Raw genomic sequence first — 23,898 nt, 5'->3', positions numbered from 1 at the left:
CCGCCCGGCGGTTTCCAGGGGCCTTCGACGACGCTCAGACGGTGGCGGGTTGCGGGGTCTGGGCGGGCAGCTGTTCGGGGGCCGCTGCGGGCTCGCGGGTGCGCAGGGCGAGGGGGATGCGGAGGGCGGCGATCCACGTCAGCGTCGCGCCGAGCATGTGGAGGCCGACCATCAGCTCGGGGGCGTCGGTGAAGTACTGGATGAAGCCCAGCACGCCCTGCAGAAGGAGCACCGCGAGGAGTTCCTTGGTGCGGGCCTTGGCCGCGGGCGGGGCCTTCACGGCTGCGAGGACGAAGATCAGCGCGATGGTGAGGCCGACCGAGACGAAGGCGAAGTCGGCGTGGAACTGGGCCAGCCGGTCGTAGTCGATCGGGATGCGCGGGACGATCTTGTTGTCCTGCGGGGTGCCCGGGTGGTGGCCGGCGCCGGTGACCAGGGTGCCGGCCGCCACCAGCAGGCCGACGACCAGGACCAACACGTAGGAGAGCTGGTGGATCGGGCGGGCCACGCTGAGCTTCGGGGCTCCGTCGCCCTCCTTCGACCGCTCCCACATCAGCAGCGCGACCCACACCAGCGCCATCGCGGCGATCATGTGCAGCGCGACGGTGTAGGGGTTCAGTCCGGTCAGCACGGTGATGCCGCCGAGGACGGCGTTGCTCATCACCAGCCAGAACTGCGCCCAGCCGAGCCTGGTCATGCTGTGCCGCCACGGGCGGTGGCAGCGGGCGGCCAGGATGGCCCAGCCGACGGCGGCGCTCAGCACGTAGGTGAGCATCCGGTTGGTGAACTCGACGACGCCGTGGAAGCCCATCTCGGCGGTCGGGGTCAGGCTGTCGGCGGTGCAGCGGGGCCACGTCGTACAGCCGAGGCCGGAGGCGGTGAGGCGGACGGCGCCGCCGGTGACGACGATCACCACGCTCATCACCAGCGCGGCGAACGCGGCGCGCCGGACCATCACGGCGGACGGCTGCCAGCGGTCGGCGAGCAGGGAGAAGGGATTAGGCACGGGGTCAATCGTAGGCGGCCTTACAGCCGATCTTGGGGCGGGGCGCGAGCGTGGCCCGGGCGCGGGGGCTACCCAGGATCGGGTGGGTGCAAACCGGACTCTTCGGTCAAGGCGGTCATTGGTCTTGACCAATCACCTGTGAGGCCGAAAGAGTGCGGATTGGTCCATACCTATTTCGGACCTCTCCCACTCCTCCCGCACAAGCGGAGACCTGCACATGCGCATACCCACGTCCGCCGCCGCGCTCGCAGTCGGCGGCTCGCTCGCACTGGCCGGCCTGATCGCCCCCGCCGCCGCCCACGCCGCCGACCCCGGCCAGGAGTGCCGAAGCCTCGGGGTCGCCAACCTCTACGGCGAGTTCATCGAGGGTGACGACACCCACACCCCCGACGCCGAGGGCGCCGTCGCCGTCGGCGGCAACGCGAACTTCACCGGCGGCTTCTCGGTCGGCCAGGAGCTCACCGCCGCCGAGGTCGAGGCCCTGCCCGGCAAGAACGCGCTGGTCGTCGCCGGCAAGATCACCGGCAACAACACCCAGGTGATGAAGGGCAACGGCGTCTACGGCTCGAAGGCCGACGGCGCCGTCGTCCAGGCCCACCAGGGCGCCACCGCCCAGGGCGCCTCACCGATCGACTTCAAGGCCGAGTTCGCCAAGCTGCGCGCCGCCTCCACCGCGCTGGCCGCCGCGCCGCAGACCGCCGGCGCCACCGTCCAGGCCGACGGTGCCAAGCTCACGTTCACCGGCGGCGACGCGAAGTACAACAGCTTCACCGTCGACGCCGCGAAGCTCCAGGGCGCCAAGGACGTCTTCCTCAAGGTGCCGGCCGGTTCCGTCACCGTGATCACCGTGACCGGCGGCTCGTACGACATGGCGGCCGCCGGGACCACCGGCTTCCACCTGTGGGACGAGGCCAAGGCGTCCTTCGTCCTGGACGACAAGCTGCAGAGCGCGGCCGGCGGGGCGATCCGCGCCAAGCTGCTGTGGAACTTCCCCACCGCGACCAAGGTGGTCAAGAACAGCAAGGCCGCCTGGGCCGGCACCGTGCTGGCGCCCAACGCCGCCTTCGACCTCGGCAGTGGCGGCCCGGTCAACGGTTCGGTCATCGCCGCCTCGCTGACCGGCAAGGACGGGGCGGAGACGCACCACTACCCGTTCGCCGGCTGCCTGCCCGGCGTCGTCGTCCCGACGCCGTCCACCACGCCCACCGCGCCCACCGTGCCGCCGGTGGTGCCGAGCAGGACGCCGTCGGCCTCCACCACGCCCGGGACGCCCGGCACCTCGGCCACCCCCGGGACCTCGGCGAGCCCCTCGGCCACGCCCTCCGCCCCGGTGAGCGGCAAGCCGAGCGCGGGTGCCCCGGCCAGTCCGTCGGCCACCGCCTCGGCGGGTGTGCCGGCCGCCTCGGCCTCGGCGAGCCCGTCGGCCCAGGCGGACGCGGGCGGCAACCTCGCGCACACCGGCTCCGGGCCCGTCGTGCCGCTGGCGATCGCCGGCGCGGTGGTGCTCGCGGCCGGTGGCGCGATCGTGGTCGTCACCCGGCGTCGGGCGGCGAAGAAGGCCTGATCATTTCGCCGCTCGACCGGTGCTGCGCCCTCGGTGATTGAACCTGATCACCGAGGGCGCACGTATTTCAGTCAGGTGACGAAGTTCATTCAAGTTTGCCGAATCCGCGTTCCGCGAGGTGGCAGCTGTGATGGGCTGGTCATACACATCAGACGACGGACCAACAGACGAAATTCGGTCGTACGGCGGGGTGTGGAGAGGTGCGGGAGTGCCGGTAGAGTCCCCCGGACAGTCGTAGCGGGCCACCGCGAAACCTTCAACACGCCTGCTGCGCAAGACCGTTCTGAGGGGAACAGCGTAAATGGCGCGACAGCAGCGGCACATGCGGATCGGCGCGGCGGCACTCGCCGGGACGGCAGCGGCCGGAATTCTCCTGCCTCTGGCGCTGGCAACCAACGCCTCGGCGCACGTGCCGAGTTGGTCGGTGACCTGCGACAAGATCGTGATCGATCTGATCAACTACAGCCCGAAGCCCGACGTGAAGAACACCGTCAGCCTCACCATCGACGGCGAGAAGGTCCTGGACGCCAAGGCCTTCCCCGCGGAGTTCCACGGCACCTTCCCGGTGAAGGACCACACAGCCCCCGTCAAGGCGAACCTCGTGGTGAACACGACGGAGACGCCCAACGAAAAGGGCTGGAACATCAACGAGACCAAGACGATCGAGCCGTGCCACACGCCGACTCCGACGCCGACTCCCACGCCCACCAAGACCCCGACCCCGACTCCCACCCCGACCCCGTCGCAGACCACGACTCCGACGCCGACTCCCACCCCCACGCCCACCACTACCCCGACCCCGTCGGCCTCGCCCACCGCGAGCAAGACCGCGACCCCGGTCCCGACCGCGACTCCGGTCCCGACGCCCACCACCAGTGGCCCGGCGCTCGCCCAGACCGGTAGCAACGACGCCACCCCGATGATCGCGGCGGCCGGCGGCGGCGTGCTGCTGGTCGGTGGCGCGCTCGTCCTGCTGGCCCGCAAGCGTCGCGGCAGCCAGAGCTGACGTTCCGTCGGTGACGTGAGACCGCCCCCCGGCCGAAGCGGCCGGGGGGCGGTCCCAGTTTCGGTGTGCTTCCCGCGCGGGGGTCGGGGGCTACTCCCAGCGGAAGAAGCGGGCCGCGGCGGCCAGGCCGAGGACGGCCCAGCCGGCCAGGATGCCGAGGTCGGACCAGGGCACCCCGGCGCCGTGCTGGAGGACCGACCGCAGGCCGTCCGAGAGCGCGGAGATCGGCAGCAGCTCCAGCACCGACCGCACGGCCGAGGGGAACCTGCTCAGCGGCACGATCACCCCGCCGGCCAGCAGCAGCAGGATGAACACCAGGTTGGCGGCGGCCAGCGTGGCCTCCGCCTTGAGCGTGCCGGCCATCAGCAGGCCCAGGCCGGAGAAGGCCGCGGTGCCGAGCACCAGCAGCGCGACGACCGACAGGGGGTCGCCCTGCGGGGACCAGCCGAGCGCCAGCGCGATCACCGACAGCAGCGCGACCTGCAGCGCCTCGGTGACCAGGACACAGCCGGTCTTGGCGGTCAGCAGTGCCCAGCGCGGGAGCGGGCTGGCGCCGAGCCGCTTCAGCACGCCGTAGCGGCGCTCGAAGCCGGTGGCGATGGCCTGCCCGGTGAAGGCGGTGGACATCACGGCCAGCGCGAGCAGGCCGGGGGCCAGGAAGTCGACCCGCTTGCCGGGCCCGTCCACCGCGACGATGTCCACGGCCGAGAACAGCACCAGCAGCACGGTCGGGATGACCACGGTGAGCAGCAGCTGCTCGCCGTTGCGCAGCAGCATCCTGGTCTCGAAGGCGGTCTGGGCGAGCAGCATCCGGCCGACCGGGGCCGCGCCGGGCTTGGGGGAGTAGTCGGTGGTCGTACTCACGAGCGAAGGTCCCGTCCGGTCAGGTCGAGGAAGACGTCTTCGAGGCTGCGGCGCTGAACGGACAGCCGTTCGGGCAGGACGCCGGAGGCCGCGCACCAGCCGGTGACGGTGGCCACCAGCTGCGGGTCGACGGGCGCCTCGACGCGGTAGCTGCCGGGGGCGGTCTCGGCGGCGGTGGCGCCCTCGGGCAGTTCCTTGAGCAGCGGGCCGAGGTCGAGCCCGGGCGGGCCGTCGAAGTGCAGGGCGTTCTCGGCGCCGCCGCGGCACAGCTCCTCGGGGCTTCCGGTGGCGATCACCCGGCCGCGGTCGATGACGGCGACCTGGTCGGCGAGCTGTTCGGCCTCGTCCATGTGGTGGGTGGTGACGACCACGGTGACGCCGTCCCGGCGCAGGTCGCGGACCAGCTCCCAGGTGGCGCGCCGGGCCTGCGGGTCGAGCCCGGCGGTGGGCTCGTCCAGGAAGACCAGCTCGGGGCGGCCGACCACGGCCATGGCCAGGGCGAGCCGCTGCTGCTGGCCGCCGGACAGGCGCCGGTAGGCGGTGCGGCCGCAGGAGCCGAGGCCGAGCCGTTCGACCAGCGCGTCGACGTCCAGCGGGTGGGCGTGCAGCGCGGCGGTGTGACGCAGCATCTCGACGGCGCGCGCGCCCGCGTACACGCCGCCCGACTGGAGCATGACGCCGATCCGGGGGCGCAGCGCGGCGCTCTGCGCGACCGGGTCGAGGCCGAGGACGCGGACGGTGCCGGCGTCGGGGCGGCGGTAGCCCTCGCAGGTCTCGATGGTGGTGGTCTTGCCGGCGCCGTTGGGGCCGAGGACGGCGGTGATCGCGCCGCGTGCGATGGTGAGGTCGAGGCCGTCCACCGCGGGCTTGTCGCCGTAGTGCTTGACCAGCCCGGCGATCTTCACCGCGGGTTCGGAGTGCATACGGGCGAGTGTAAGAGGCCCCGACGCCGGGCCCGGACGGCGCCCTCGGTGATCGTTTTCGCAGGTCAGGTAAGGCTTACCTGCGTGACAGATGACACGAGTGAGGCCTGCATCACGGCTTGTCCTGTCGGAAGTAATTACGCAACACTGGTGTTGTGAAAAACATGCGCGAGCACGCCACGCCCCAGGAGGCCGAGTCGGCCCCCGGGTGCGACGTGCCCGTGACGGCGGCCGAGGTGCTGCTGGAGGGCCACCGCGCCACCCGGGACCGGGTCGCCCGGTCGATCCTCGACCACGGCCCCTCCTCCGCCGCCGACCTGGCGACCCGGCTCGGCCTCACCGCCGCCGCCGTCCGCCGCCACCTGGACGGACTGGCCGCCGCCGGCCTGGTCGAGTCCCGCGAGCAGCGGGTCTACGGCAGCCGTGGCCGGGGCCGTCCGGCCAAGGTCTTCGCCCTCACCGACGGCGGCCGGGACGCCTTCTACCAGGCGTACGACCAGCTCGCCGCCGACGCGCTGCGCTGGATCTCCGACTCGGTCGGCGGCGGCAAGGCGGGCGAGGAGGCGGTCGCCGCCTTCGCCCGGGCCCGGTTCGGCAAGCAGGGCGAGCGGTACCTGGAGCTCCTGCGGCTGGCCGAGGCGGGAGAGCGCACCGAGGCGCTCGCCCAGGCGCTGAGCGCGGACGGGTACGCTGCCACGGTGCGGCGGGTCCCGCCGGCCGTGGCGAAGGCCCCGGCGGGCGCCCAGCTCTGCCAGCACCACTGCCCGGTCGCGCACATCGCCGAGCAGTTCCCGCAGCTCTGCGAGGCGGAGACCGAGGTCTTCTCCCAGCTGCTGGGCACCCATGTGCAACGGCTGGCCACCATCGCCCACGGCGACGGGGTCTGCACCACCTATGTGCCGGCACCCGGTGCCGCATCGTCGCCTGCCCGGCGTTCCGCGGGCCGCGGCTCCGATGCAGTGCCGACTGCCGGTACGTCCACCGAAGATTCAGCGTCCGCGCGTTAGGAAGCTCGCATGACTGACACCGTTTCGCACCCCGAGCTCGAGGGCCTGGGCACCTACGAGTACGGCTGGGCCGACCCGGACACCGCCGGTGCCGCGGCCAAGCGCGGGCTCAGCGAGGACGTCGTCCGCGACATCTCCGCGAAGAAGAACGAGTCCGAGTGGATGCTGAACCTGCGTCTCAAGGGCCTGAAGCTGTTCGGCAAGAAGCCCATGCCGACCTGGGGCTCCGACCTCTCCGGCATCGACTTCGACAACATCAAGTACTTCGTCCGCTCCACCGAGAAGCAGGCCGAGTCCTGGGAGGACCTGCCCGCGGACATCAAGGCCACCTACGACCGGCTGGGCATCCCGGAGGCCGAGAAGCAGCGCCTCGTCGCCGGTGTCGCCGCCCAGTACGAGTCCGAGGTCGTCTACCACCAGATCCGCGAGGACCTGGAGGAGCAGGGCGTCCTCTTCCTGGACACCGACACCGCGCTGCGCGAGCACCCGGAGATCTTCAAGGAGTACTTCGGCACCGTCATCCCGGCCGGCGACAACAAGTTCGCCGCGCTGAACACGGCGGTGTGGTCCGGCGGCTCGTTCATCTACGTGCCCAAGGGCGTCCACGTCGACATCCCGCTCCAGGCCTACTTCCGGATCAACACCGAGAACATGGGCCAGTTCGAGCGGACGCTGATCATCGTCGACGAGGACGCGTACGTCCACTACGTCGAGGGCTGCACCGCGCCGATCTACTCCTCCGACTCGCTGCACTCCGCGGTCGTGGAGATCATCGTCAAGAAGGGCGGCCGCTGCCGCTACACGACCATCCAGAACTGGTCGAACAACGTCTACAACCTGGTCACCAAGCGCGCCGTGGCGTACGAGGGCGCGACCATGGAGTGGGTCGACGGCAACATCGGCTCCAAGGTCACCATGAAGTACCCGGCCGTCTACCTGATGGGCGAGCACGCCAAGGGCGAGACCCTGTCGATCGCCTTCGCGGGCGAGGGCCAGCACCAGGACGCCGGCGCCAAGATGGTGCACATGGCGCCGAACACCTCCTCGAACATCGTCTCCAAGTCGGTGGCGCGCGGCGGCGGCCGGACCTCCTACCGCGGTCTGATCGAGATCGGCGAGGGCTCCAAGGGCGCCAAGTCCAACGTGCTGTGCGACGCGCTGCTGGTGGACACCGTCTCCCGCTCGGACACCTACCCGTACGTGGACGTCCGCGAGGACGACGTGTCCATGGGCCACGAGGCGACGGTCTCCAAGGTCAGCGAGGACCAGCTGTTCTACCTGATGAGCCGGGGCATGACCGAGTTCGAGGCGATGGCGATGATCGTCCGCGGCTTCGTCGAGCCGATCGCGCGCGAGCTGCCGATGGAGTACGCGCTGGAGCTCAACCGGCTGATCGAGCTGCAGATGGAGGGTGCGGTCGGCTGACGTCCAGTCGCTGACCGCCCACCGACTTTTCGAGCTTTTCGAGGAAGAGAGCACTACGACAGCCATGGCTGACGTCAACACCACCACCGGCTCCACCACCGCCGGGTCGATCGAGGTCGGCACCGCCGGCGCCGGCGCCCAGCTCGCCGGCCCCGGCACCGGCCGCGCCACCGTCCAGCAGCCGATCGACGCCCGGGTCGCCGTCAAGCCCTCGTTCGAGGTCGGCGACTTCCCCGTGCCCACCGGCCGCGAGGAGGACTGGCGGTTCACCCCGATGCACCGCCTGGGCGGCCTGCACGACGGCACCGCCGCCGAGGCGGTCAAGGGCGAGGACAAGGTCGAGCTGAGCCTGCCGGACGGCGTCACCGCCGAGACCGTCGGCCGCGACGACGCCCGCCTGGGCAAGGCCGGCAAGCCCGTCGACCGGGTCGCCGCGCAGGCGTTCAGTGCCTTCGAGCAGGCGCTCGTGGTCACCGTCCCCCAGGACGCGGTGCTCACCGGGCCGGTCAAGATCGACGTGCACGGCGAGGGCGGCACCCGCTTCGCCCACGTGGTGGTCGACGTCAAGCCGTTCGCCGAGGCCGTCGTGGTGATCAACCACACCGGTACCGGCACCCGGGCCGCCAACGTCGAGCTGCTCGTCGGCGACGGCGCCAAGCTCACCTTCGTCTCCGTCCAGGACTGGGACCGCAACGCCGTCCACGTCGCCCAGCAGACCGCGCTGGTCGGCCGGGACGCCTCGCTGAAGTCCGTGGTCGTCAGCTTCGGCGGCGACGTCGTCCGGATCCACCCGCGGGTCAACTACGCCGCGCCCGGCGGCGAGGCCGAGCTGTTCGGCCTCTACTTCGCCGACGCCGGCCAGCACCTGGAGCACCGTCTGGTCATCGACCACGACACCCCGCACTGCCGCTCCAACGTGGTCTACAAGGGCGCGCTGCAGGGCCAGGACGCCCACGCCGTCTGGGTCGGCGACGTGCTGATCCGCGCCGCCGCCGAGGGCACCGACACCTACGAGCTCAACCGCAACCTGGTGCTCACCGACGGTGCCCGGGTCGACTCGATCCCCAACCTGGAGATCGAGACCGGCGAGATCGTCGGTGCCGGCCACGCCTCCGCGACCGGCCGCTTCGACGACGAGCAGCTGTTCTACCTGCGGTCCCGCGGCATCCCGGCCGACGAGGCCCGCCGCCTGGTGGTCCGCGGCTTCTTCGCCGAACTCGTCCAGCAGATCGGCGTCGCCGAGATCCAGGACCAGCTGATGGAGAAGATCGAGGCCGAGCTGGAAGCGGCGGTCTGATCCAGATGACCTTCCTCCGTGCCTGCGCGCTGAGCGACCTCCAGGAGGACGTGCCCAAGCGCGTGGACCTCAACGGCGTGCCGGTCTCCGTCGTCCGCACCGACGAGGGGGTGTTCGCGATCAACGACACCTGCTCGCACGCGAACGTCTCGCTCTCCGAGGGCGAGGTCGAGGACTGCATGATCGAGTGCTGGCTGCACGGTTCCAGCTTCGACCTGCGCACCGGCAAGCCCTCCGGCCTGCCCGCCACCAAGCCGGTCGCTGTCTACCCCGTAAAGATCGAAGGGGACGATGTGCTCGTCTCCGTCAACCAGGAGTCCTGAGTACCCATGGCAACGCTTGAAATCCGCGACCTGCACGTCTCCGTCGAGGCCGAGAACGGCCCGCGCGAGATCCTCAAGGGCGTCGACCTGACCGTGAAGCAGGGCGAGACCCACGCGATCATGGGTCCGAACGGCTCCGGCAAGTCCACCCTGGCCTACTCGCTCGCCGGCCACCCCAAGTACACCGTCACCGGCGGCTCGGTGCTGCTGGACGGCGAGGACGTCCTGGAGATGTCCGTCGACGAGCGCGCCAAGGCCGGCGTCTTCCTGGCCATGCAGTACCCGGTCGAGGTCCCGGGCGTCTCGGTGAGCAACTTCCTGCGCACCGCCGCCACCGCCGTCCGCGGCGAGGCCCCCAAGCTGCGTCTGTGGGTGAAGGAGGTCAAGGAGGCGATGGCCGCCCTCCAGATGGACCCGGCCTTCGCCGAGCGCAACGTCAACGAGGGCTTCTCCGGCGGCGAGAAGAAGCGTCACGAGATCCTCCAGCTGGAGCTCCTCAAGCCGAAGATCGCGATCCTCGACGAGACCGACTCCGGCCTGGACGTCGACGCGCTGCGGATCGTCTCCGAGGGCATCAACCGGGTCCGCTCGACCGGCGAGGTCGGCACCCTGCTGGTGACCCACTACACCCGCATCCTGCGGTACATCAAGCCCGACTACGTCCACGTCTTCGCGGGCGGCCGCATCGTCGAGTCCGGCGGTGCCGAGCTGGCCGACAAGCTGGAGAACGAGGGCTACGAGGCATATGTGAAGGGGGGCGCGTCCGCGTGACGCATCCGTTCACGGGTCTGCTCGACACCGACGCGATCCGCAAGGACTTCCCCATCCTGCAGCGCGTGCTGCACGAGGAGAAGCCGCTCGTCTACCTGGACAACGCGGCCACCTCGCAGAAGCCGCGCCAGGTGCTGGAAGCCCTGACCGCCTACTACGAGCGGCACAACGCCAACGTCCACCGCGGCGTGCACGTGCTCGCCGAAGAGGCCACGGCGCTCTACGAGGGCGCGCGGGACAAGGTCGCGGCCTTCGTCAACGCGCCCAGCCGCAACGAGGTGATCTTCACCAAGAACGCCTCCGAGTCGCTCAACCTCGTTGCCAACATGCTCGGTTGGGCCGACGAACCGTACCGGGTGGACGCCGACTCCGAGATCGTCATCACGGAGATGGAGCACCACTCCAACATCGTTCCGTGGCAGCTGCTGTCGCAGCGCACCGGCGCGAAGCTGAAGTGGTTCGGGCTCACCGACGAGGGCCGGCTCGACCTCTCCGACATCGACGAGCTGATCACCGAGAAGACCAAGGTGGTCTCCTTCACCCTGGTCTCCAACCTGCTCGGCACCGTCAACCCGGTCGAGACGATCGTCCGCAAGGCCCAGTCGGTCGGCGCGCTGGTCGTCATCGACGCCTCGCAGGCCGCCCCGCACATGGTGCTGGACGTCCAGGCGCTGGAAGCCGACTTTGTCGCCTTCACCGGTCACAAGATGCTCGCCCCGACCGGCATCGGCGTGCTCTGGGGCCGCCAGGAGCTGCTGGAGGACCTCCCGCCGTTCCTCGGCGGCGGCGAGATGATCGAGACCGTCACCATGGGCTCGTCCACCTACGCCCCGGCGCCGCACAAGTTCGAGGCCGGCACCCCGCCGATCGCCCAGGCGGTCGGGCTCGGCGCGGCCATCGACTACCTGTCGGACATCGGCATGGAGAAGATCGCCGCGCACGAGCACGCGATCACCGCGTACGCGGTCGAGCGCCTGCTGGAGGTCCCGGACCTGCGGATCATCGGCCCGCGCACGGCCGTCGACCGCGGCGCCGCGATCTCCTTCACCCTCGGCGACATCCACCCGCACGACGTGGGCCAGGTGCTGGACGAGCAGGGCATCGCCGTGCGCGTCGGCCACCACTGCGCGCGGCCGGTCTGCCTGCGGTACGGAATTCCGGCGACCACGCGGGCGTCGTTCTACCTGTACTCGACGCCGGGCGAGGTCGACGCACTGATCGACGGCCTGCACCACGTCCGGAACTTCTTCGGCTGACGGGACAGGGCAGGACATGAAGCTCGACTCGATGTACCAGGACATCATCCTGGACCACTACCGCAACCCCCACGGCAAGGGGCTGCGGGACGGCGACGCCGAGGTGCACCACGTCAACCCGACCTGCGGTGACGAGATCACCCTGCGGGTGCGGCTCGACGGCTCGACGGTCGCCGACGTCTCGTACGAGTCCCAGGGCTGCTCGATCAGCCAGGCCAGCGCCTCGGTGCTGAACGACCTGGTCGTGGGCAAGACCGTCGGCGAGGCGCAGACCGTCCAGGAGGCCTTCCTGGAGCTGATGCAGAGCAAGGGCCAGGGCGAGGGAGACGAGGAGGTGCTGGAGGACGCGGTCGCGTTCGCCGGCGTCTCCAAGTACCCCGCCCGGGTCAAGTGCGCCCTGCTCAGCTGGATGGCCTGGAAGGACGCCACCGCCCAGGCGCTCGCCCAGCACCCCGCCGTGAACGACTGATCCGCAGAGGAGGACAGACCATGAGTGACGAAACCCCCTCCGCTGCGGAGGACCAGCCGAACGGCGTCGTCATCGTCGGCACCACCGCCGGCACCGTGTCCGTGGAGGACCTGACCGAGGCCCTGATGGACGTCGTCGACCCCGAACTGGGCATCGACGTCGTCAACCTGGGCCTGATCTACGGCATCCACATCGACGAGTCCGACGTGGCCACCATCGACATGACGCTCACCTCGGCGGCCTGCCCGCTGACCGACGTCATCGAGGACCAGGCCAAGACCGCCACCGACGGCCTGGTCCAGGACCTGCGCATCAACTGGGTCTGGATGCCGCCGTGGGGCCCCGACAAGATCACCGACGACGGCCGCGACCAGCTCCGCGCCCTGGGCTTCAACGTCTGACGGACGGCCTTTTCGTCAACCTGCTGCCGTGCGACTCCTTCTTTCCGGGGGATTCGTGCGGCAGCGGTGTTTCTGCGCCTCAGTGGGTGATGGCCTCGCTGTGACCGGAACAGGGGAAGGGTGTTCCGGCCGAGAGGAGGGCGCCGCGCTCGACGGCCCCGCGTAGGACGGTGGCGAAGTCCTGGGGCAGGAGGTTGATTGCGTCGAGCGCCTCGGTGGTGAGGGGGATCTCCTCCAGGAGGTACTCGCCTCGGCCTTCCTGGCTGAACTCGGGCCCGGTGCGGTCCTCGAAGCTCCACTTCTCGATGGTGGCGAGGTAGAAGTCCTGGCGCTCGTCGGCGGTCTCGATGGTGTGGAGGAGGCTGACGACCTGGGCCTCTCCGGCGATCTCCTCGCGAACCTCCCGCAGCAGGGCGTCCTCGGGGCTGGCGTCGGTCGGTTCGATCTTGCCACCGACGATCACCCAGTACGGGTCGATGCCGGGGCGGATGCGCTTGATCAGCAGCGTGGTGTCGTTCGGGGTGAGGAGGACGGCGCGGACGCGGTGCTGCATGGTGGCCTGCTTCCTGTTCGGTGGGACGGGCGGGTCAGTGGAGGAGCCAGCCGCCGTCGACGTGCAACGACTGGCCGGTGATGAAGGACGCGCTGGGGCAGGCGAGGAAGGCGACCGCGGCGGCGACGTCCTCGGGGCGGATCTGGTCCTCGGGCCGGGCGCGGTGGTGGGCGGGCAGGTCGTTCTCCGCCTCGACCTGGATGGCTCCGGGTACGACAGTGTCCACGGCGATGTCCGCCCACGTCGTCTTGCCGTGCGGCTCCAGGTCGACGCCCCAGACAACGGCCAAGCGGTCGACCAGAGCCAAGCCGCGGCCGGACTCTGCGTCGTGGGCGGCGCCGATCAGGACCGGCAGGGCGCGGGATCCGTCTCGGACGGAGATCCGTACGGCCTGGCCCGCCCGGTTGGTCACCCGGTGATACTGACCCGGATGGCGGTCAGGCAACCGGTCTTGGCGGCGTTGGAGACCAGCTCCGTGACGATCAGCTCGGCGTCGTCGGTCAGGTGGGGCAGGTTCCACTCGGTGAGCTTGGCGCGGACCATGCGACGGGCAGCGAGGGCCGATGCCGGGGTGTAGGGCAGCCGCAGGGTCGCCGGGCTCGACGGAACGTGGGCGAGCGCAGGGCGCTGGTGATGGAGCGTCAACATGTGCCCACTGTCGTGGAGTTCTCACCGTCCGTGAACGGACGGCGTGTATCACTTCCCGAAGTCGTACCGGCGCCGGGTGATACGCCGCGTATCACTCCTCAATTGATGATCACGGATGTTCCGAGGATCGATGAGAGCTTGCGCAGCTTGGCCGTAGTTGCGCTGCCCGCGCTCGCCTTCTGCGCGATCACCCCGGGCAATCCCTGATGACGAGCCCAACCGGGCGCGGCCGAGCAGACTTCAAGCAGGGTGTCGAGAGCGGTGTCGGACTGCCGGGTCTCGGCTTGTGCGAGCGCCACGTCCAGCATCATCCGGTTGCGCGCCGACGGGGTGAGCGAGCTCATGTCGCCGATCGACTGGAACAGGCTGAGCGCCCTCCCCGGCCGACCGGTCGAGACGGAGATTCCGATCGCCTGTGCGGTGACCGTTACCGGTCCGAACGCCGTACCGTTCACCATCACGTCCCGGCCCATCCGGGCCGCCACCGCAAGCCCCTGCGACAGCAGGTCGTCGGCGCCGTCCACGTTCCCCCGGCGGGCAGCAACGACGGCCGCGAAGGTCACGTGCCATCCGTAGGTGGCGAGCATTCCGAGATCTCGATCCCCGTACCTCGGCTCGATGGACTCGTACGATGTGCGGGCGGTCTCGTCCGCCTGGTCGAGCCGGGCATCCCGCACGTAGATCCACGACCGGCCGGACGCGACCATGGCCGAGCGGACGGTGTCCCCGGTGCGGTCGGCCTGGTGTTGCGCGTGCCCGATCCCGGCGTACGCGAGATCGCGGGCGCCGAACTGGTTCGCCACGTAGGCGGCGAGCCGATAGGCGTCCGCGAGGATGCCCGCCGCGGCACTCTCCTGGTCGACCGGAGCGGCCTTCAGCGCGGCGGCGGCTTCGCGCAGCGCTGGGGCGACGCGCACTCCTGCGCCCACGTAGTCGCCGGAGCGGTAGGTCTCCCACGCGGCGGCGAGTCCGGCCGCCAGTTCGGCAGGGGGTGGGGGTTGCACATCGACGCCGACACCTGCGGCGGTGTCGTGGACGGTGCGGGACAGCTCGCGCATCATCGCCCGGTCGGCGCCGTGCATCGCGCGGCGGGGGGCCTGTTGGCCCAGGATCACCGACACGTCGGTGTGCAGCGCGGCCGAGATTCGCAGCAGCGTCTGGAGGCTGCCGCCCAGGTTGCGTTCCGCCTTGCGGATCGTTGCTACGGACAGGCCCGATGCTTCGGCAAGCTGTTCCTGCGTCATGTCCGGTCCGCGCAGGAGCTTGATGCGCTCGCCTGTGGTGCAGTCGGTCCACTGCGTCATCCTGGTCCCCCTTCGGGAGCACGGCCGTACTCGGAAGGTACCCGCTCCCCTGGGCGGGCGGGGGCGCTTCGGTTCCGTGGATCTTGCGTCAACCTGCTGTCGCGATTCCTCCCTTCGGGGAGAAGATCCGTGGGGCGGCGGTATATCTGCCGACGGGCGGCCGGCGGCACGGGTACGCGCGGACCGGGGCGCCGTACTACCTGCTGGTGGACCGGGATCCGCGGCAGCCTGGCGTCACCTTGTTCGGCGAGCCGAATAAGGCCGAGGGGGGTACGAGGTACTGGGGGAGTGGAAGTTCGGCGAAACCGTCCGGTTGCCGAAGCCCTTCGACGTCGAGGTCGGTACCGACAAATGGAAGCCTTGGGAGTGGAGGCGAAACGCCGCTGCCCGGGACCTCGGAGGAAGTCCCGGGCAGCGGCGTTCTTCGTACGTGGGGTCAGGCCGGCTTGGGTTTGCGGGCGACGGCGATGGCCAGGGCCGCACAGAGGGCGGCGGCGACGGCGGCGAAGCCGCTGACGGCGGGGAGGAGGCCGTAATGCTGGACCAGGGCGCCGACGATCACGATGGGGAGGGAGCTGCCGAGGTAGACGATGATCCACAGGGAGCTCAGTTCGGAGCCTCGGCGTTCCGGGTTCATCGCGGCGACGGCGGTGGTGAACAGGGAGCGGAAGGACACGCCCTGGCAGATGCCGCCGAGGACGCTGCCGATGAACAGCAGCGCCGGGGTCTCGGTGTACTGGGCGGCGACGACCAGGGCGAGGCCGGCGGCCAGGCCGGCCATGCCGAGGGCGATGACCAGGCGGTCGGAGGTGGGCGGGACGAGGAGCTGGGCCAGTGCGGACGAGCCGAGCAGCAGGGCTGCCACGATCGCGCCGGTCAGGTGCGAGGAGGTGTGCAGCAGCTTGGCCGAGAAGGCCGGGGCGAGCGCCAGGTAGACGCCGAACACCGCGTACGAGATGAAGCCGGCCGAGGCGGCGAGCAGGAACTCGCGGCGGCCGGTGCGGGGCAGGGCGAGCCGGCGCGGGCGCAGGTGGGCCGGGGTGGTGATGCGGGGCGGGGTGGCCGGCGGGCGGTTGCGGCCGGGCATCCGCGGGTGGACGAGGGCCAGTGGCACGCAGAGCGCCAGCAGGGCGATGGCGTGCAGCAGGAAGGGCGTCAGCAGCGGGTCCGCGCCGTTGGCGAGCAGGGCGCCGACCACCGGGCCGAGCGCGACGCCGCCGGCGGAACAGGCCAGGGTGAGTTTGGCGGCGAGCGTCGGGTGGTCGGGCAGCAGGTCGCCGAGGGCGGCCCCGGCGGCGCCGGTGGAGAGGCCGACGGCGATGCCCTGGACGGCCCGGCCGACGGCGAGCTGCCAGAAGCTGCCCGAGGTGGCGAACACGACGTCGCCGGCGGCGGCCAGGGCGACGGCGGGCAGGATCAGGGCGCGGCGGCCGAGGTGGTCGGACCAGTGGCCGACCACGGCGAGCACGGGGACCAGCGCGAACACGTAGATCGTGAAGAGGATCGTGGTGTCGAGCGGGCCGAGGCCGAGGCGCTGCTGGAGGAGCGGGTAGATCGGCGTCGCCAGGTTGGCACCGATCAGCATCAGCAGCAGGGCGGCGGCGACGAGGCCGACGCGGACACCGCGCAGCGCGTTCCAGCGGCTGACCGCGGCGAGCTGGAGCTGGGCGCGGGGCGCGAGCTCCAGGGGAAGCAGGGCCTCCGAGAGTCGGCGTCCGTCGAGCTGCGCGGTGCGCAGGCCGGAGCCGGCGGGGGAGAGGTCCGCCATGTAAGGGATCTCCTGTGGCAGGGCACCACCGGGTCGGCGGGGTGTGCCGGCGCGCCCGTCCTGAGGCGCTGTGGTGGTGGCCGCGGTGCGGGGCTCCCTGGTGGAGCGGGTGAGCTGAGTGGGCCCCTCCTGCCCGGTGTCGGGCGGGGAGGGCGAAGGGCTTCATTGCCCGGTGGCCCGCGCGGGGTGTGCACGGTGCCAATGCGAAGGATAAAGGGTGGGCGCACGGTTGCGGCGCGCGCCCCTTGAGGCCGGGCATCGGGGGTGCCCGGCCTATACGCTGAGGTGGTGGATCGGGACGCTGAGCTGATAGGCGGACCGCTGGCTGAGGGAGAACGCGCAACGATGGCCGGACGACGTCGGAAGAACGCCGGGGCTTCGCCGGGGGAGAGTGCGGCCGAGCCGGTTCTGCCCGCCGACCTGGAGCTCCAGGACCTTTACGGGGCGTTCGCCGCGCACGCGCTGGACGACGAGGACCTGGACGACGCGGCGGTCCTGGTACCGCCGGTGAAGCTGCCCGCCGAGGAGGAGCTGGCCGCCCTGGCGAAGGCCGTGCCGATGTTCGGGTACGCGCTGGCGCTGGCCCGCTGGGCAGCCCCGCACCGGGTGGTGGACGAGTTCGGCGACCTGGTGGAGGGGGACCGGGCGCCGGCGGCGCAGCTGCTGGGCCTGGCCCCCGCCGAGGGGGAGGTGCCGGAGGAGGCGGAGGTCGAGGCGATGCGGGCCTGGTCGCTGGCCTGCGACCTGGACCTGGTGGAGATCGGGACGACGGCGGCCGGTGAGCACGTCGCCGTGCCGGGCCCGGATCTGGAGCCCGCCGAGGAGGGTGACCCGGAGACCGTCCTGGAGCTGTGGCTGACGGCCGCCGGGATCGTCCGGGAGCTGGCCGTGGAGGCCGACTCGCTGCCGGAGGAGGAGGCCGCGCGGGCCGCCGAGGGCGGGGAGGCCGGAGAGGTCGGGGAGGCCGAGGAGGAGGGCGAGGACGCCCTGAGCGAGGTCGAGGAGGCCCGGGACGCCGCCGCAGAGCTGCTGGACGAGGCGTTGCAGGTGCTGTACGAGACCACCGCCTTCGCCGATCCGGGCAACGAGACCGTGCCGCTGGGTGTGCTGGCCGCGCTGCTGGTGGTGCCGGAGGGCGAGGAGCCGAGCGAGGAGCTGCTGGGCGACATCACCGATGTGATGGTCGCACTGGACCCGATGCTGGGCGACCTGGCCGAGCTGGGCCTGCTGGAGTACCGGCCGATCGACCCGGAGCTGTTCGACGAGGAGGAGGGCCCGGAGAGCGAGGAGCCCGCCCTCGTCGGCGAGGCGCCGCTGGACGAGGAGGAGTCGGCGCGCTTCGGGCTCGTCCGGCTCACCCCGCTCGGCCAGTACGGCATCCGGCAGTGGCTGCTGGAGGACGGCTACGACGCGCCGCTGGTCGGCGAGCTGGCCCAGGGCGACGCGGTCGAACTGCTGCGCGCGGTGTGCGAGGCCGCCAACGTGCTGCCGGAGGAGGAGCTGCGGGTCTGGATCACCGGCCGGGAGCCGGTGGCGGCGGCGCGCGAGCTGCTGGCGGCGGCGCGCGGCGACGACGCGTACGCCCCGATGCGGCGGATGCTCGGCGTCTCGGCGCTGAACATGCTGGGCACGGCCGCCGAGCCGGCCGTGCGCGACGTGCTGGACGACCCCGAGCTGGGCGGCGCCGCCCGGGCCTGGCTGACCTCGAAGGGAGCGACGGACGTGCCGGTGCCGGAGCGGACGATGGCGCTGTGGACGGTGGTCGACACCTTCGCCGCCCAGCTGCTGGACAGCGGCGGCGACGCCGAGCTGCTGCGCGAGCTGATCGCGGACCTGCCGGTGACCGGCAACCCGGCGTCCTACTTCGGCGAGCTCTGGCGGGTCGACCACCCGTACACGGCGGACGTCCTGGAGGCCGTCGGGGAGTTGCACCTGGACCGGGCGGTGGCCAAGGAGGCACGCAAGGCGGCCTTCAAGGCGCGGTCCAAGGGCTGACGGGACGACGGGGGGCTTCGACGCTCCGGCGTCGAGGGGTTGACGGGCCGTCGGGTCAGGGGAGATCCAGGGAGCCGTCCTCGGCGAAGGGGAAGAACGGGTTGTGCGCCAGCTCCCAGAGGTGGCCGTCCGGGTCCTCGAAGTAGCCGGAGTAGCCGCCCCAGCTGGTCGGGACCGGCGGCTTGACCACCACGGCGCCGGCCTCGACGGCCGTCTTCAACGCGGCGTCCACCAGCGCGGGGGACTCCAGGTTCACCGCGAGGGTGACGCCGCGGAAGGCGGGCTCGCCGGTGGCGGGCACGCCCGCGTCGGCGGCCAGCTCCTCGGTGGGGAAGAGGCCGAGCGCCGAGTCGGCGGTGCGGAACCAGACGATCTCCGGGCTGGAGGCGGAGGACCGCCGCCAGCCCAGGTCTTCGTAGAAGCGGGCGCTGCGGTCGAGGTCGGAGACCCCGAGGGTGACGATGCTGATTCGGGCCGGGAAGCTGCTGTCTGCTGTCATGCCGCCAGGGTAGGGAGGGCGGCTGACAACCGCGCGTCCTGACACGGTCCGTGCCGGTCGGCGACCGCGCGTCCCGACACGGCCCGTGCCCGTTGGCGGCCGGGCGTCCCGACGCGGCCTGCGCCGGTGCCCGGCACCCGAGCTGATGACCCGGCAGGTCCCGGGCACTAAGGTGGCGTCGGCGGTGCGGGCGCGAGGACTCGGGGGTGCGGCACAGGATGATGCGGGAGAGCGGCGGCAGGCCCCCGGAGTGGAACGTCGGGCGGGCAGACCATTCGGGCGTCCGGGACGCGAGGAGCAAGGAGGAGCGTCTCGCCGCGGTGGAGGACTTCTCCCGCCGCACGGTGGCCGCGGCCGACTTCCCGGTGTACGGCGTCGTCGCGGGGCTGTCGTGCGGGGGCGGCGCGACGGGCGGTTGGGGCGAGGCGCTGGCCGCCTTCGAGACCTCCGGCGGCGAACTCGCGTGGGTCGAGGTGCAGTCCGGCGACTGGAGCTCGGTGGCCGGCCCGTACGTCAGCGTGCGCACCTACCGGCCGGGCGCGGAGCACGGCGAGGACCTGCCTGAGCTGGAGGACGTGGTCGAGGACGAGCGGGACCGGGTCTACGACCACCTGGGGGTCGACGAGGGCGACGGGCCGGGCCGGGTGCGGGCGCTGCGCGAGTGGATCACCGTGGACGGCGAGCCGTACCCGGTGGAGGTGCACGAGGACCGGCCGGTGCTCTGGCCGGGCGCGTCGGCCGCCGACGGGGCCGCACCGGTCTGGGCCGGGCGGCTGCGGATCGGCGGGCTGACCGTGACGGTGTGCGGGCGTGGGGTGCCGCCCGGCGGCGTGGAGCTCGGCGGGATCGCGGACTTCGAGCCGTACCTGCGCGGCCGGGCCGAGCTGCTGGGCGAGTTGGCCGCCCGGCGGGCCCGGCAGGTCCCGGTGGAGGAACGTGAACTGCCGCCCACCGTCGGGCTGGAGGCGCACCGGGAGCTGATCGCGCTGAGCGTCGCCGCGTCCGCCGCCGTCGAGGCGCAGGTCCGGGCCGGGCGGACGCCGCGGCGCCCGCGCGGGGACGCCTACGAGGTGCGCTGGGAGGTGGCGGTGCGCCAGCAGATGCGGCTCGCCACCGAGACCCGGGAGGAGGCGGTGACGGCGCTGACCGCGATGGTCAACCACCTCAACCGGCTTGCACGGCACACGCATTGGCTGATCGGCACGCCGGAGGGCGGGGCGGCCGTCGAGGAGGTCGTCCGGTACACGGTGTTCGCCAGCGAGGTGGCGAGCCTGCCGGCGCAGCGGGCCTGGGAGCAGCTCTGGCGGGAGCGGCGGGGCGGCGGGCCGGAGGTCTGGGAGGAGCACCGGCTCGCCGAGCAGCTGTGGCTGTCGGCCTGGGAGCAGTGGCGGACGGCGCGGTCAGGGTGACCCTCGGCAGGGCGGCGTAAGGCAAAGCGGAGGTCATGTGTCGGTCATCGGTTGGCAAATGGCCGCCTGGGCGTGAGGTGGGCGTCATGCCGGGTTCATCCCCGCGGCGGAGTCTGCTGGGCGTCGACGCCCCGTCTCGACGCCCCGCCCGCCGGGCACCGGGCCCGCCCCCGGTCCGGCGGCCGATTCCTCAGGAGTTGCTGCCATGTCGCTGTCCCGCCGGGACTTCGTCAACCGTTCCACCCTCGTCGGGGCCGGCGTGCTGATCGCCGGCAGCGCGGAGGCGCTGGCCAGCGCTCCGGGCGCGATCGCCGCCCCGGCCGGCGGCGAGCTGCCGGCCGCGTCCGCGGCGGGTGACACCGGTGTCGTGCGCGCCGCCGTCGGCTACGGCCCGCTGGTGCAGGACCCGGCCGGGCTGTTGTCGCTGCCCAAGGGCTTCTCGTACAAGGTCGTCAACCGCGCCGGTGTCACCCGGCTGCGCACCGGCGAGTTCACCCCGAGCAACCACGACGGCACCTCCGCCTTCGAGGACGAGCGCGGCGGCAACCTGCTGGTCGTCAACCACGAGCTGTCCGGTTCCCGCGCCAAATGGCCGTACCCGGTGCCGCTGACCGAGGGCCACGTCTACGACCCGGGCGCGGCCGGCGGCTGCACCATCGTGCACGCCAAGCGGAACGGTTCGGTCGAGCAGTGGGTCGGCATCGCCGGCACCTCCACCAACTGCGCGGGCGGCGTGACCCCGTGGGGCACCTGGCTGTCCGGCGAGGAGACCGAGGACAAGGCCGGCAAGAACGGCTTCACCAAGGACCACGGGTACATCTTCGAGGTCGACCCGTTCGACGACGACTACAACCGCGACCCGCAGCCGGTGAAGGCCTTCGGCCGGTACGCGCACGAGGCCGTCGTGGTGGACCCGAAGCGCGGCCACGTCTACCTGACCGAGGACGCCTCGAACCCCAACGGCCTGCTGTTCCGCTGGACTCCGCCGGCCGGCTTCAAGCACGGCCGCTACAAGCTGCGCGCGCTGGCCGCCGACGCGGGCGTGCTGGAGGCCTTCAAGGTCTTCGACTCCCAGGGCAAGTTCGTCGACGACCTCTCCCGCGCCACCAAGGTCGGCACCACCTACGGCGCGGACTGGGTCAAGGTTCAGGACCGCGACGCCAGGACCGTCTCGGTCCGCAAGCAGTTCAAGGACGGCGAGGTCACCCGCGCCCGCAAGCTGGAGGGCATGTGGTGGGGTGACGGCGGCTTCTACTTCGTCTCCAGCTTCGCCCGCTCGGAGAGCCCGGTGCAGCACGACGGCCAGGTCTGGTTCTACAACCCGACCCGCCGCACCATCACCCTGAAGGTGCTGCTCGGCGTCAACACCGACGTCTGGGGCGACCACGACAACTTCGACGGCCCGGACAACATCACCGTCTCGCCGTACGGCGGCATCGTGATCGCCGAGGACGGCGAGGGCGTGTCGCACCTGTTCGGCGCCACCGAGGACGGGCTGACCTACTCCGTCGCCCGCAACGAGCTGAACATCGGCACCGCCGAGAACCCGGAGTTCAGCGAGTTCACCGGGGTGACCTTCTCGGACGACGGCAAGACCCTCTTCGCCAACATCCAGACCCCGGGCATCCAGCTGGCCATCACCGGCCCGTGGCACCGGCTGAACGAGCACAAGCGCGGCCAGGGCTACGGCGAGTGACGTAGCGCGCGTCGAGGGGGCTGCCCGCGGTCATTCGTCCGCGGGCAGCCTCAGTTGCAGCATCGCCAGCAGGCGCTGCTGCGGCTGGGAGAGGTCGATGCCGGTCAACTGCTCGGCGCGGCGCACCCGGTAGCGCAGGGTGTTGGGGTGGATGTGCAGGGCGTCCGCGGCGACCCGGACCTCGCCGAGCGCGTCCAGCCAGGCCAGCACCGACTCGGCGAGCCGGGTGCCGTGCCGGCGGTCGTACGCGGCGAGCGCGGTGAGCCGGGGGTCGCGCAGGCCGGAGCGCTCCTGGAGCAGTGCGAGCATCTCGCTGACCAGCACCTCGGCCTGGACGTCGATCAGCGCCGCCACGTCGAGGTCCACCCCGCCGCGGCCCATCGCGTCCAGGATGCGGTCCGCCTGCGCGCGGGAGTCCGGCACCTGGGCCAGGCCGTCCACGGTCGAGCCGATAGCGGCGCGCAGCGGGACGCCGAGGTGCTCCCGGGCGGCCGCCACCACCTCGTCCGCCCAGCCGCGCACGGTGGCCATCGGCAGGCCGGGCGGGAGTTCGGGCAGCAGCACGTACACCCGGGACTCGATCGGGGCGAGCAGCGCGGTGCGGTGCCGGGCGGCGGTGTGCACCGAGATCAGGCCGGTGACGTCGGAGCGGTGCAGCGCCTCGGTGGTGTGCGCGCTGTAGGCGAGCACGGTGGCCGGGCGCCGCAGGTCCAGCCCCAGGTGGGTGGCGAGCGACTGCGGGCCGGTGGAGCCCTCCAGCAGGCCGGTGAGCAGCGTCCGGGTGAGCCGCGTGTCGGCGGACAACTCGCGTCGTCGGCGCACCAGTTGGGCGGCGGCCACCCGGGCGGCGCCGACCAGGGACTGATCGGCGAGCGGCGCCAGCGGCTGCGCACCCTCCTGCACCCAGATGGTGCCGAGCGGCTGCGCCCCGGCTCGGATGCCGATCGCCAGGCGGCGGCGCAGGCCGAGTTCGGGGTGCGGTTCGACCGCGATCGGGGCGTCCGAGGTGCGCAGGTGCTGGAAGATGCCCCACTCGCGGAGCTTGGACAGGTACGGCTCGGGGCCCTGCCAGCCGAGGATGGAGAGCCGGCGCAGGTCGTCGACCTCGTCCGAGTCGGAGGAGCGGGAGTACGCCAGCACCCGGCTGGAGGTGTCCTCGATCGACACGATGCCGTTGGTGAGCACGGCGACGGTCTGGGCGAGGGAGAAGAGGTCGCCCGCGTTGGGTTCGGGGGCGCCGGGGGTGTCCGGGGCGTCCGGGCCGGCGATGATCGCGCGGGCCAGCGAGTCGAGGTGCTCCCAGCGGGTCTCGCGGCGGACCGAGAGCAGGGCGACGCCCGCCTCGGTGGCGGCCTCGCGCAGTGCGTCCGCCTGGCCGGGGCCGTCCAGTTTGACCGCGACCGCTGCGGCGCCGGCCCGTCCGGCGGCGCGCAGGGCGGGGAGGGCGGCGCGGCCGCGGGCGCCGATCGCGAGGACGAGTTCGCCGGGGGCGGCGGTCGGCGGGTCCTCCGGGTCGAGGATCGCGACGTCGCGGACCGGGACGTCCAGGCCCTGCGGGGCGGCCTGGAGTTCGACCAGGGGTTCGCCGAGGGACATCAGCAGCTGGCGGAGCGGGAGGCCGGAGGTGGGCGGCGGGCCGGGGGTGGCGGGGAGGCCGGGGGTCGTCATCGGGCCTCCTTCATCCGCTCGGACAATGCCGTGTGGTTGATTTTAG

23 protein-coding genes are annotated in these 23,898 nt (G+C 71.9%); 13 read left to right on the top strand and 10 right to left on the bottom strand.

Going from position 1 to position 23,898, the window contains the following annotated elements; all coding sequences use genetic code 11:
• Positions 1 to 34: 34 nt before the first annotated feature.
• Positions 35 to 1,006: a COX15/CtaA family protein gene (locus ABT015_RS19140; RefSeq protein ID WP_502897350.1), complete on the bottom strand. Its 972-nt coding sequence runs from the start codon at positions 1,004 to 1,006 to the stop codon at positions 35 to 37.
• Between the two features lie 217 nt (positions 1,007 to 1,223).
• Here ABT015_RS19140 and ABT015_RS19135 point away from each other — a divergent pair, with 217 nt between their 5' ends.
• Both ABT015_RS19135 and ABT015_RS19130 read left to right on the top strand, forming a co-directional pair.
• Positions 1,224 to 2,570 (top strand): choice-of-anchor A family protein, encoded by a 1,347-nt coding sequence (locus tag ABT015_RS19135; protein WP_350880465.1) that lies wholly within the window; start codon positions 1,224 to 1,226, stop codon positions 2,568 to 2,570.
• A gap of 301 nt (positions 2,571 to 2,871) precedes the next feature.
• On the top strand, positions 2,872 to 3,576 hold the full coding sequence (locus ABT015_RS19130) for an LAETG motif-containing sortase-dependent surface protein (RefSeq protein WP_350880463.1): 705 nt from the start codon (positions 2,872 to 2,874) through the stop codon (positions 3,574 to 3,576).
• Positions 3,577 to 3,666: 90 nt separating this feature from the next.
• Here ABT015_RS19130 and ABT015_RS19125 read toward each other — a convergent pair whose 3' ends face one another.
• Both ABT015_RS19125 and ABT015_RS19120 read right to left on the bottom strand, forming a co-directional pair.
• Positions 3,667 to 4,386 (bottom strand): ABC transporter permease, encoded by a 720-nt coding sequence (locus ABT015_RS19125; RefSeq protein WP_350880483.1) that lies wholly within the window; start codon positions 4,384 to 4,386, stop codon positions 3,667 to 3,669.
• A 50-nt stretch (positions 4,387 to 4,436) separates the two neighbouring features.
• Positions 4,437 to 5,363, bottom strand: coding sequence for an ABC transporter ATP-binding protein (locus tag ABT015_RS19120; RefSeq protein ID WP_350880461.1), 927 nt, complete (start codon positions 5,361 to 5,363; stop codon positions 4,437 to 4,439).
• Positions 5,364 to 5,527: 164 nt separating this feature from the next.
• On the opposite strand from ABT015_RS19120, the gene ABT015_RS19115 reads away from it, so the two are divergent.
• The 8 genes from ABT015_RS19115 (at position 5,528) to ABT015_RS19080 (ending at position 12,312) form a co-directional block, all read left to right on the top strand.
• A complete protein-coding gene (locus ABT015_RS19115) occupies positions 5,528 to 6,370 on the top strand; it encodes a helix-turn-helix transcriptional regulator (protein WP_350880459.1) in 843 nt (280 codons plus the stop codon).
• Between the two features lie 9 nt (positions 6,371 to 6,379).
• Complete coding sequence (sufB, locus tag ABT015_RS19110) at positions 6,380 to 7,795, top strand: Fe-S cluster assembly protein SufB (RefSeq protein ID WP_350880457.1); 1,416 nt, start codon at positions 6,380 to 6,382, stop codon at positions 7,793 to 7,795.
• 64 nt (positions 7,796 to 7,859) lie between these two features.
• Positions 7,860 to 9,092 (top strand): Fe-S cluster assembly protein SufD, encoded by a 1,233-nt coding sequence (gene sufD / locus ABT015_RS19105; protein ID WP_350880455.1) that lies wholly within the window; start codon positions 7,860 to 7,862, stop codon positions 9,090 to 9,092.
• A 5-nt stretch (positions 9,093 to 9,097) separates the two neighbouring features.
• Positions 9,098 to 9,415, top strand: coding sequence for a bifunctional 3-phenylpropionate/cinnamic acid dioxygenase ferredoxin subunit (locus ABT015_RS19100; protein ID WP_063349526.1), 318 nt, complete (start codon positions 9,098 to 9,100; stop codon positions 9,413 to 9,415).
• Positions 9,416 to 9,421: 6 nt separating this feature from the next.
• Complete coding sequence (sufC, locus tag ABT015_RS19095) at positions 9,422 to 10,186, top strand: Fe-S cluster assembly ATPase SufC (RefSeq protein WP_063349527.1); 765 nt, start codon at positions 9,422 to 9,424, stop codon at positions 10,184 to 10,186.
• A complete protein-coding gene (locus tag ABT015_RS19090; protein WP_350880453.1) occupies positions 10,183 to 11,442 on the top strand; it encodes a cysteine desulfurase in 1,260 nt (419 codons plus the stop codon). The genes sufC and ABT015_RS19090 overlap by 4 nt, the downstream gene beginning before the upstream one ends.
• 16 nt (positions 11,443 to 11,458) lie before the next feature.
• Complete coding sequence (gene sufU, locus ABT015_RS19085) at positions 11,459 to 11,911, top strand: Fe-S cluster assembly sulfur transfer protein SufU (RefSeq protein ID WP_063349529.1); 453 nt, start codon at positions 11,459 to 11,461, stop codon at positions 11,909 to 11,911.
• Positions 11,912 to 11,931: 20 nt separating this feature from the next.
• The gene (locus ABT015_RS19080) at positions 11,932 to 12,312 is read left to right on the top strand and encodes a metal-sulfur cluster assembly factor (RefSeq protein WP_350880450.1); all 381 of its coding nucleotides are present in this window, start codon (positions 11,932 to 11,934) and stop codon (positions 12,310 to 12,312) included.
• A gap of 79 nt (positions 12,313 to 12,391) precedes the next feature.
• Here the strand turns inward: ABT015_RS19080 and ABT015_RS19075 are convergent, their stop codons facing one another.
• The 5 genes from ABT015_RS19075 to ABT015_RS19055 form a co-directional block, all read right to left on the bottom strand.
• Complete coding sequence (locus ABT015_RS19075) at positions 12,392 to 12,865, bottom strand: NUDIX hydrolase (protein ID WP_350880448.1); 474 nt, start codon at positions 12,863 to 12,865, stop codon at positions 12,392 to 12,394.
• Positions 12,866 to 12,899: 34 nt separating this feature from the next.
• Complete coding sequence (locus tag ABT015_RS19070) at positions 12,900 to 13,277, bottom strand: SDR family oxidoreductase (RefSeq protein ID WP_350880446.1); 378 nt, start codon at positions 13,275 to 13,277, stop codon at positions 12,900 to 12,902.
• Entirely contained in the window at positions 13,274 to 13,513 is a 240-nt protein-coding gene (locus tag ABT015_RS19065) for a hypothetical protein (RefSeq protein WP_350880444.1), read from the bottom strand. Before ABT015_RS19065 ends, ABT015_RS19070 begins: the two co-directional genes overlap by 4 nt.
• A gap of 98 nt (positions 13,514 to 13,611) precedes the next feature.
• On the bottom strand, positions 13,612 to 14,817 hold the full coding sequence (locus ABT015_RS19060) for a helix-turn-helix domain-containing protein (protein WP_350880442.1): 1,206 nt from the start codon (positions 14,815 to 14,817) through the stop codon (positions 13,612 to 13,614).
• A 436-nt stretch (positions 14,818 to 15,253) separates the two neighbouring features.
• Positions 15,254 to 16,585, bottom strand: a complete 1,332-nt coding sequence (locus tag ABT015_RS19055) for an MFS transporter (protein WP_350880440.1) — start codon at positions 16,583 to 16,585, stop codon at positions 15,254 to 15,256.
• 345 nt (positions 16,586 to 16,930) lie between these two features.
• On the opposite strand from ABT015_RS19055, the gene ABT015_RS19050 reads away from it, so the two are divergent.
• Positions 16,931 to 18,580, top strand: coding sequence for a hypothetical protein (locus ABT015_RS19050; protein WP_350880438.1), 1,650 nt, complete (start codon positions 16,931 to 16,933; stop codon positions 18,578 to 18,580).
• A gap of 55 nt (positions 18,581 to 18,635) precedes the next feature.
• Here the strand turns inward: ABT015_RS19050 and ABT015_RS19045 are convergent, their stop codons facing one another.
• On the bottom strand, positions 18,636 to 19,079 hold the full coding sequence (locus tag ABT015_RS19045) for a VOC family protein (protein ID WP_063349531.1): 444 nt from the start codon (positions 19,077 to 19,079) through the stop codon (positions 18,636 to 18,638).
• A gap of 206 nt (positions 19,080 to 19,285) precedes the next feature.
• Between ABT015_RS19045 and ABT015_RS19040 the strand changes: the two genes are divergently transcribed.
• Positions 19,286 to 20,488, top strand: a complete 1,203-nt coding sequence (locus ABT015_RS19040; RefSeq protein WP_350880436.1) for a hypothetical protein — start codon at positions 19,286 to 19,288, stop codon at positions 20,486 to 20,488.
• 205 nt (positions 20,489 to 20,693) lie between these two features.
• On the top strand, positions 20,694 to 22,184 hold the full coding sequence (locus ABT015_RS19035; protein ID WP_350880434.1) for an alkaline phosphatase PhoX: 1,491 nt from the start codon (positions 20,694 to 20,696) through the stop codon (positions 22,182 to 22,184).
• 30 nt (positions 22,185 to 22,214) lie between these two features.
• Here the strand turns inward: ABT015_RS19035 and ABT015_RS19030 are convergent, their stop codons facing one another.
• Complete coding sequence (locus ABT015_RS19030) at positions 22,215 to 23,852, bottom strand: PucR family transcriptional regulator (RefSeq protein WP_350880432.1); 1,638 nt, start codon at positions 23,850 to 23,852, stop codon at positions 22,215 to 22,217.
• Positions 23,853 to 23,898: the final 46 nt, after the last annotated feature.

The organism is Kitasatospora sp. NPDC094016 (assembly GCF_040304045.1).
Lineage (GTDB): Bacteria > Actinomycetota > Actinomycetes > Streptomycetales > Streptomycetaceae > Kitasatospora.
Note: the sequence above shows the minus strand (reverse complement) of the source record. Positions and strands in the feature narration are given on the sequence as shown.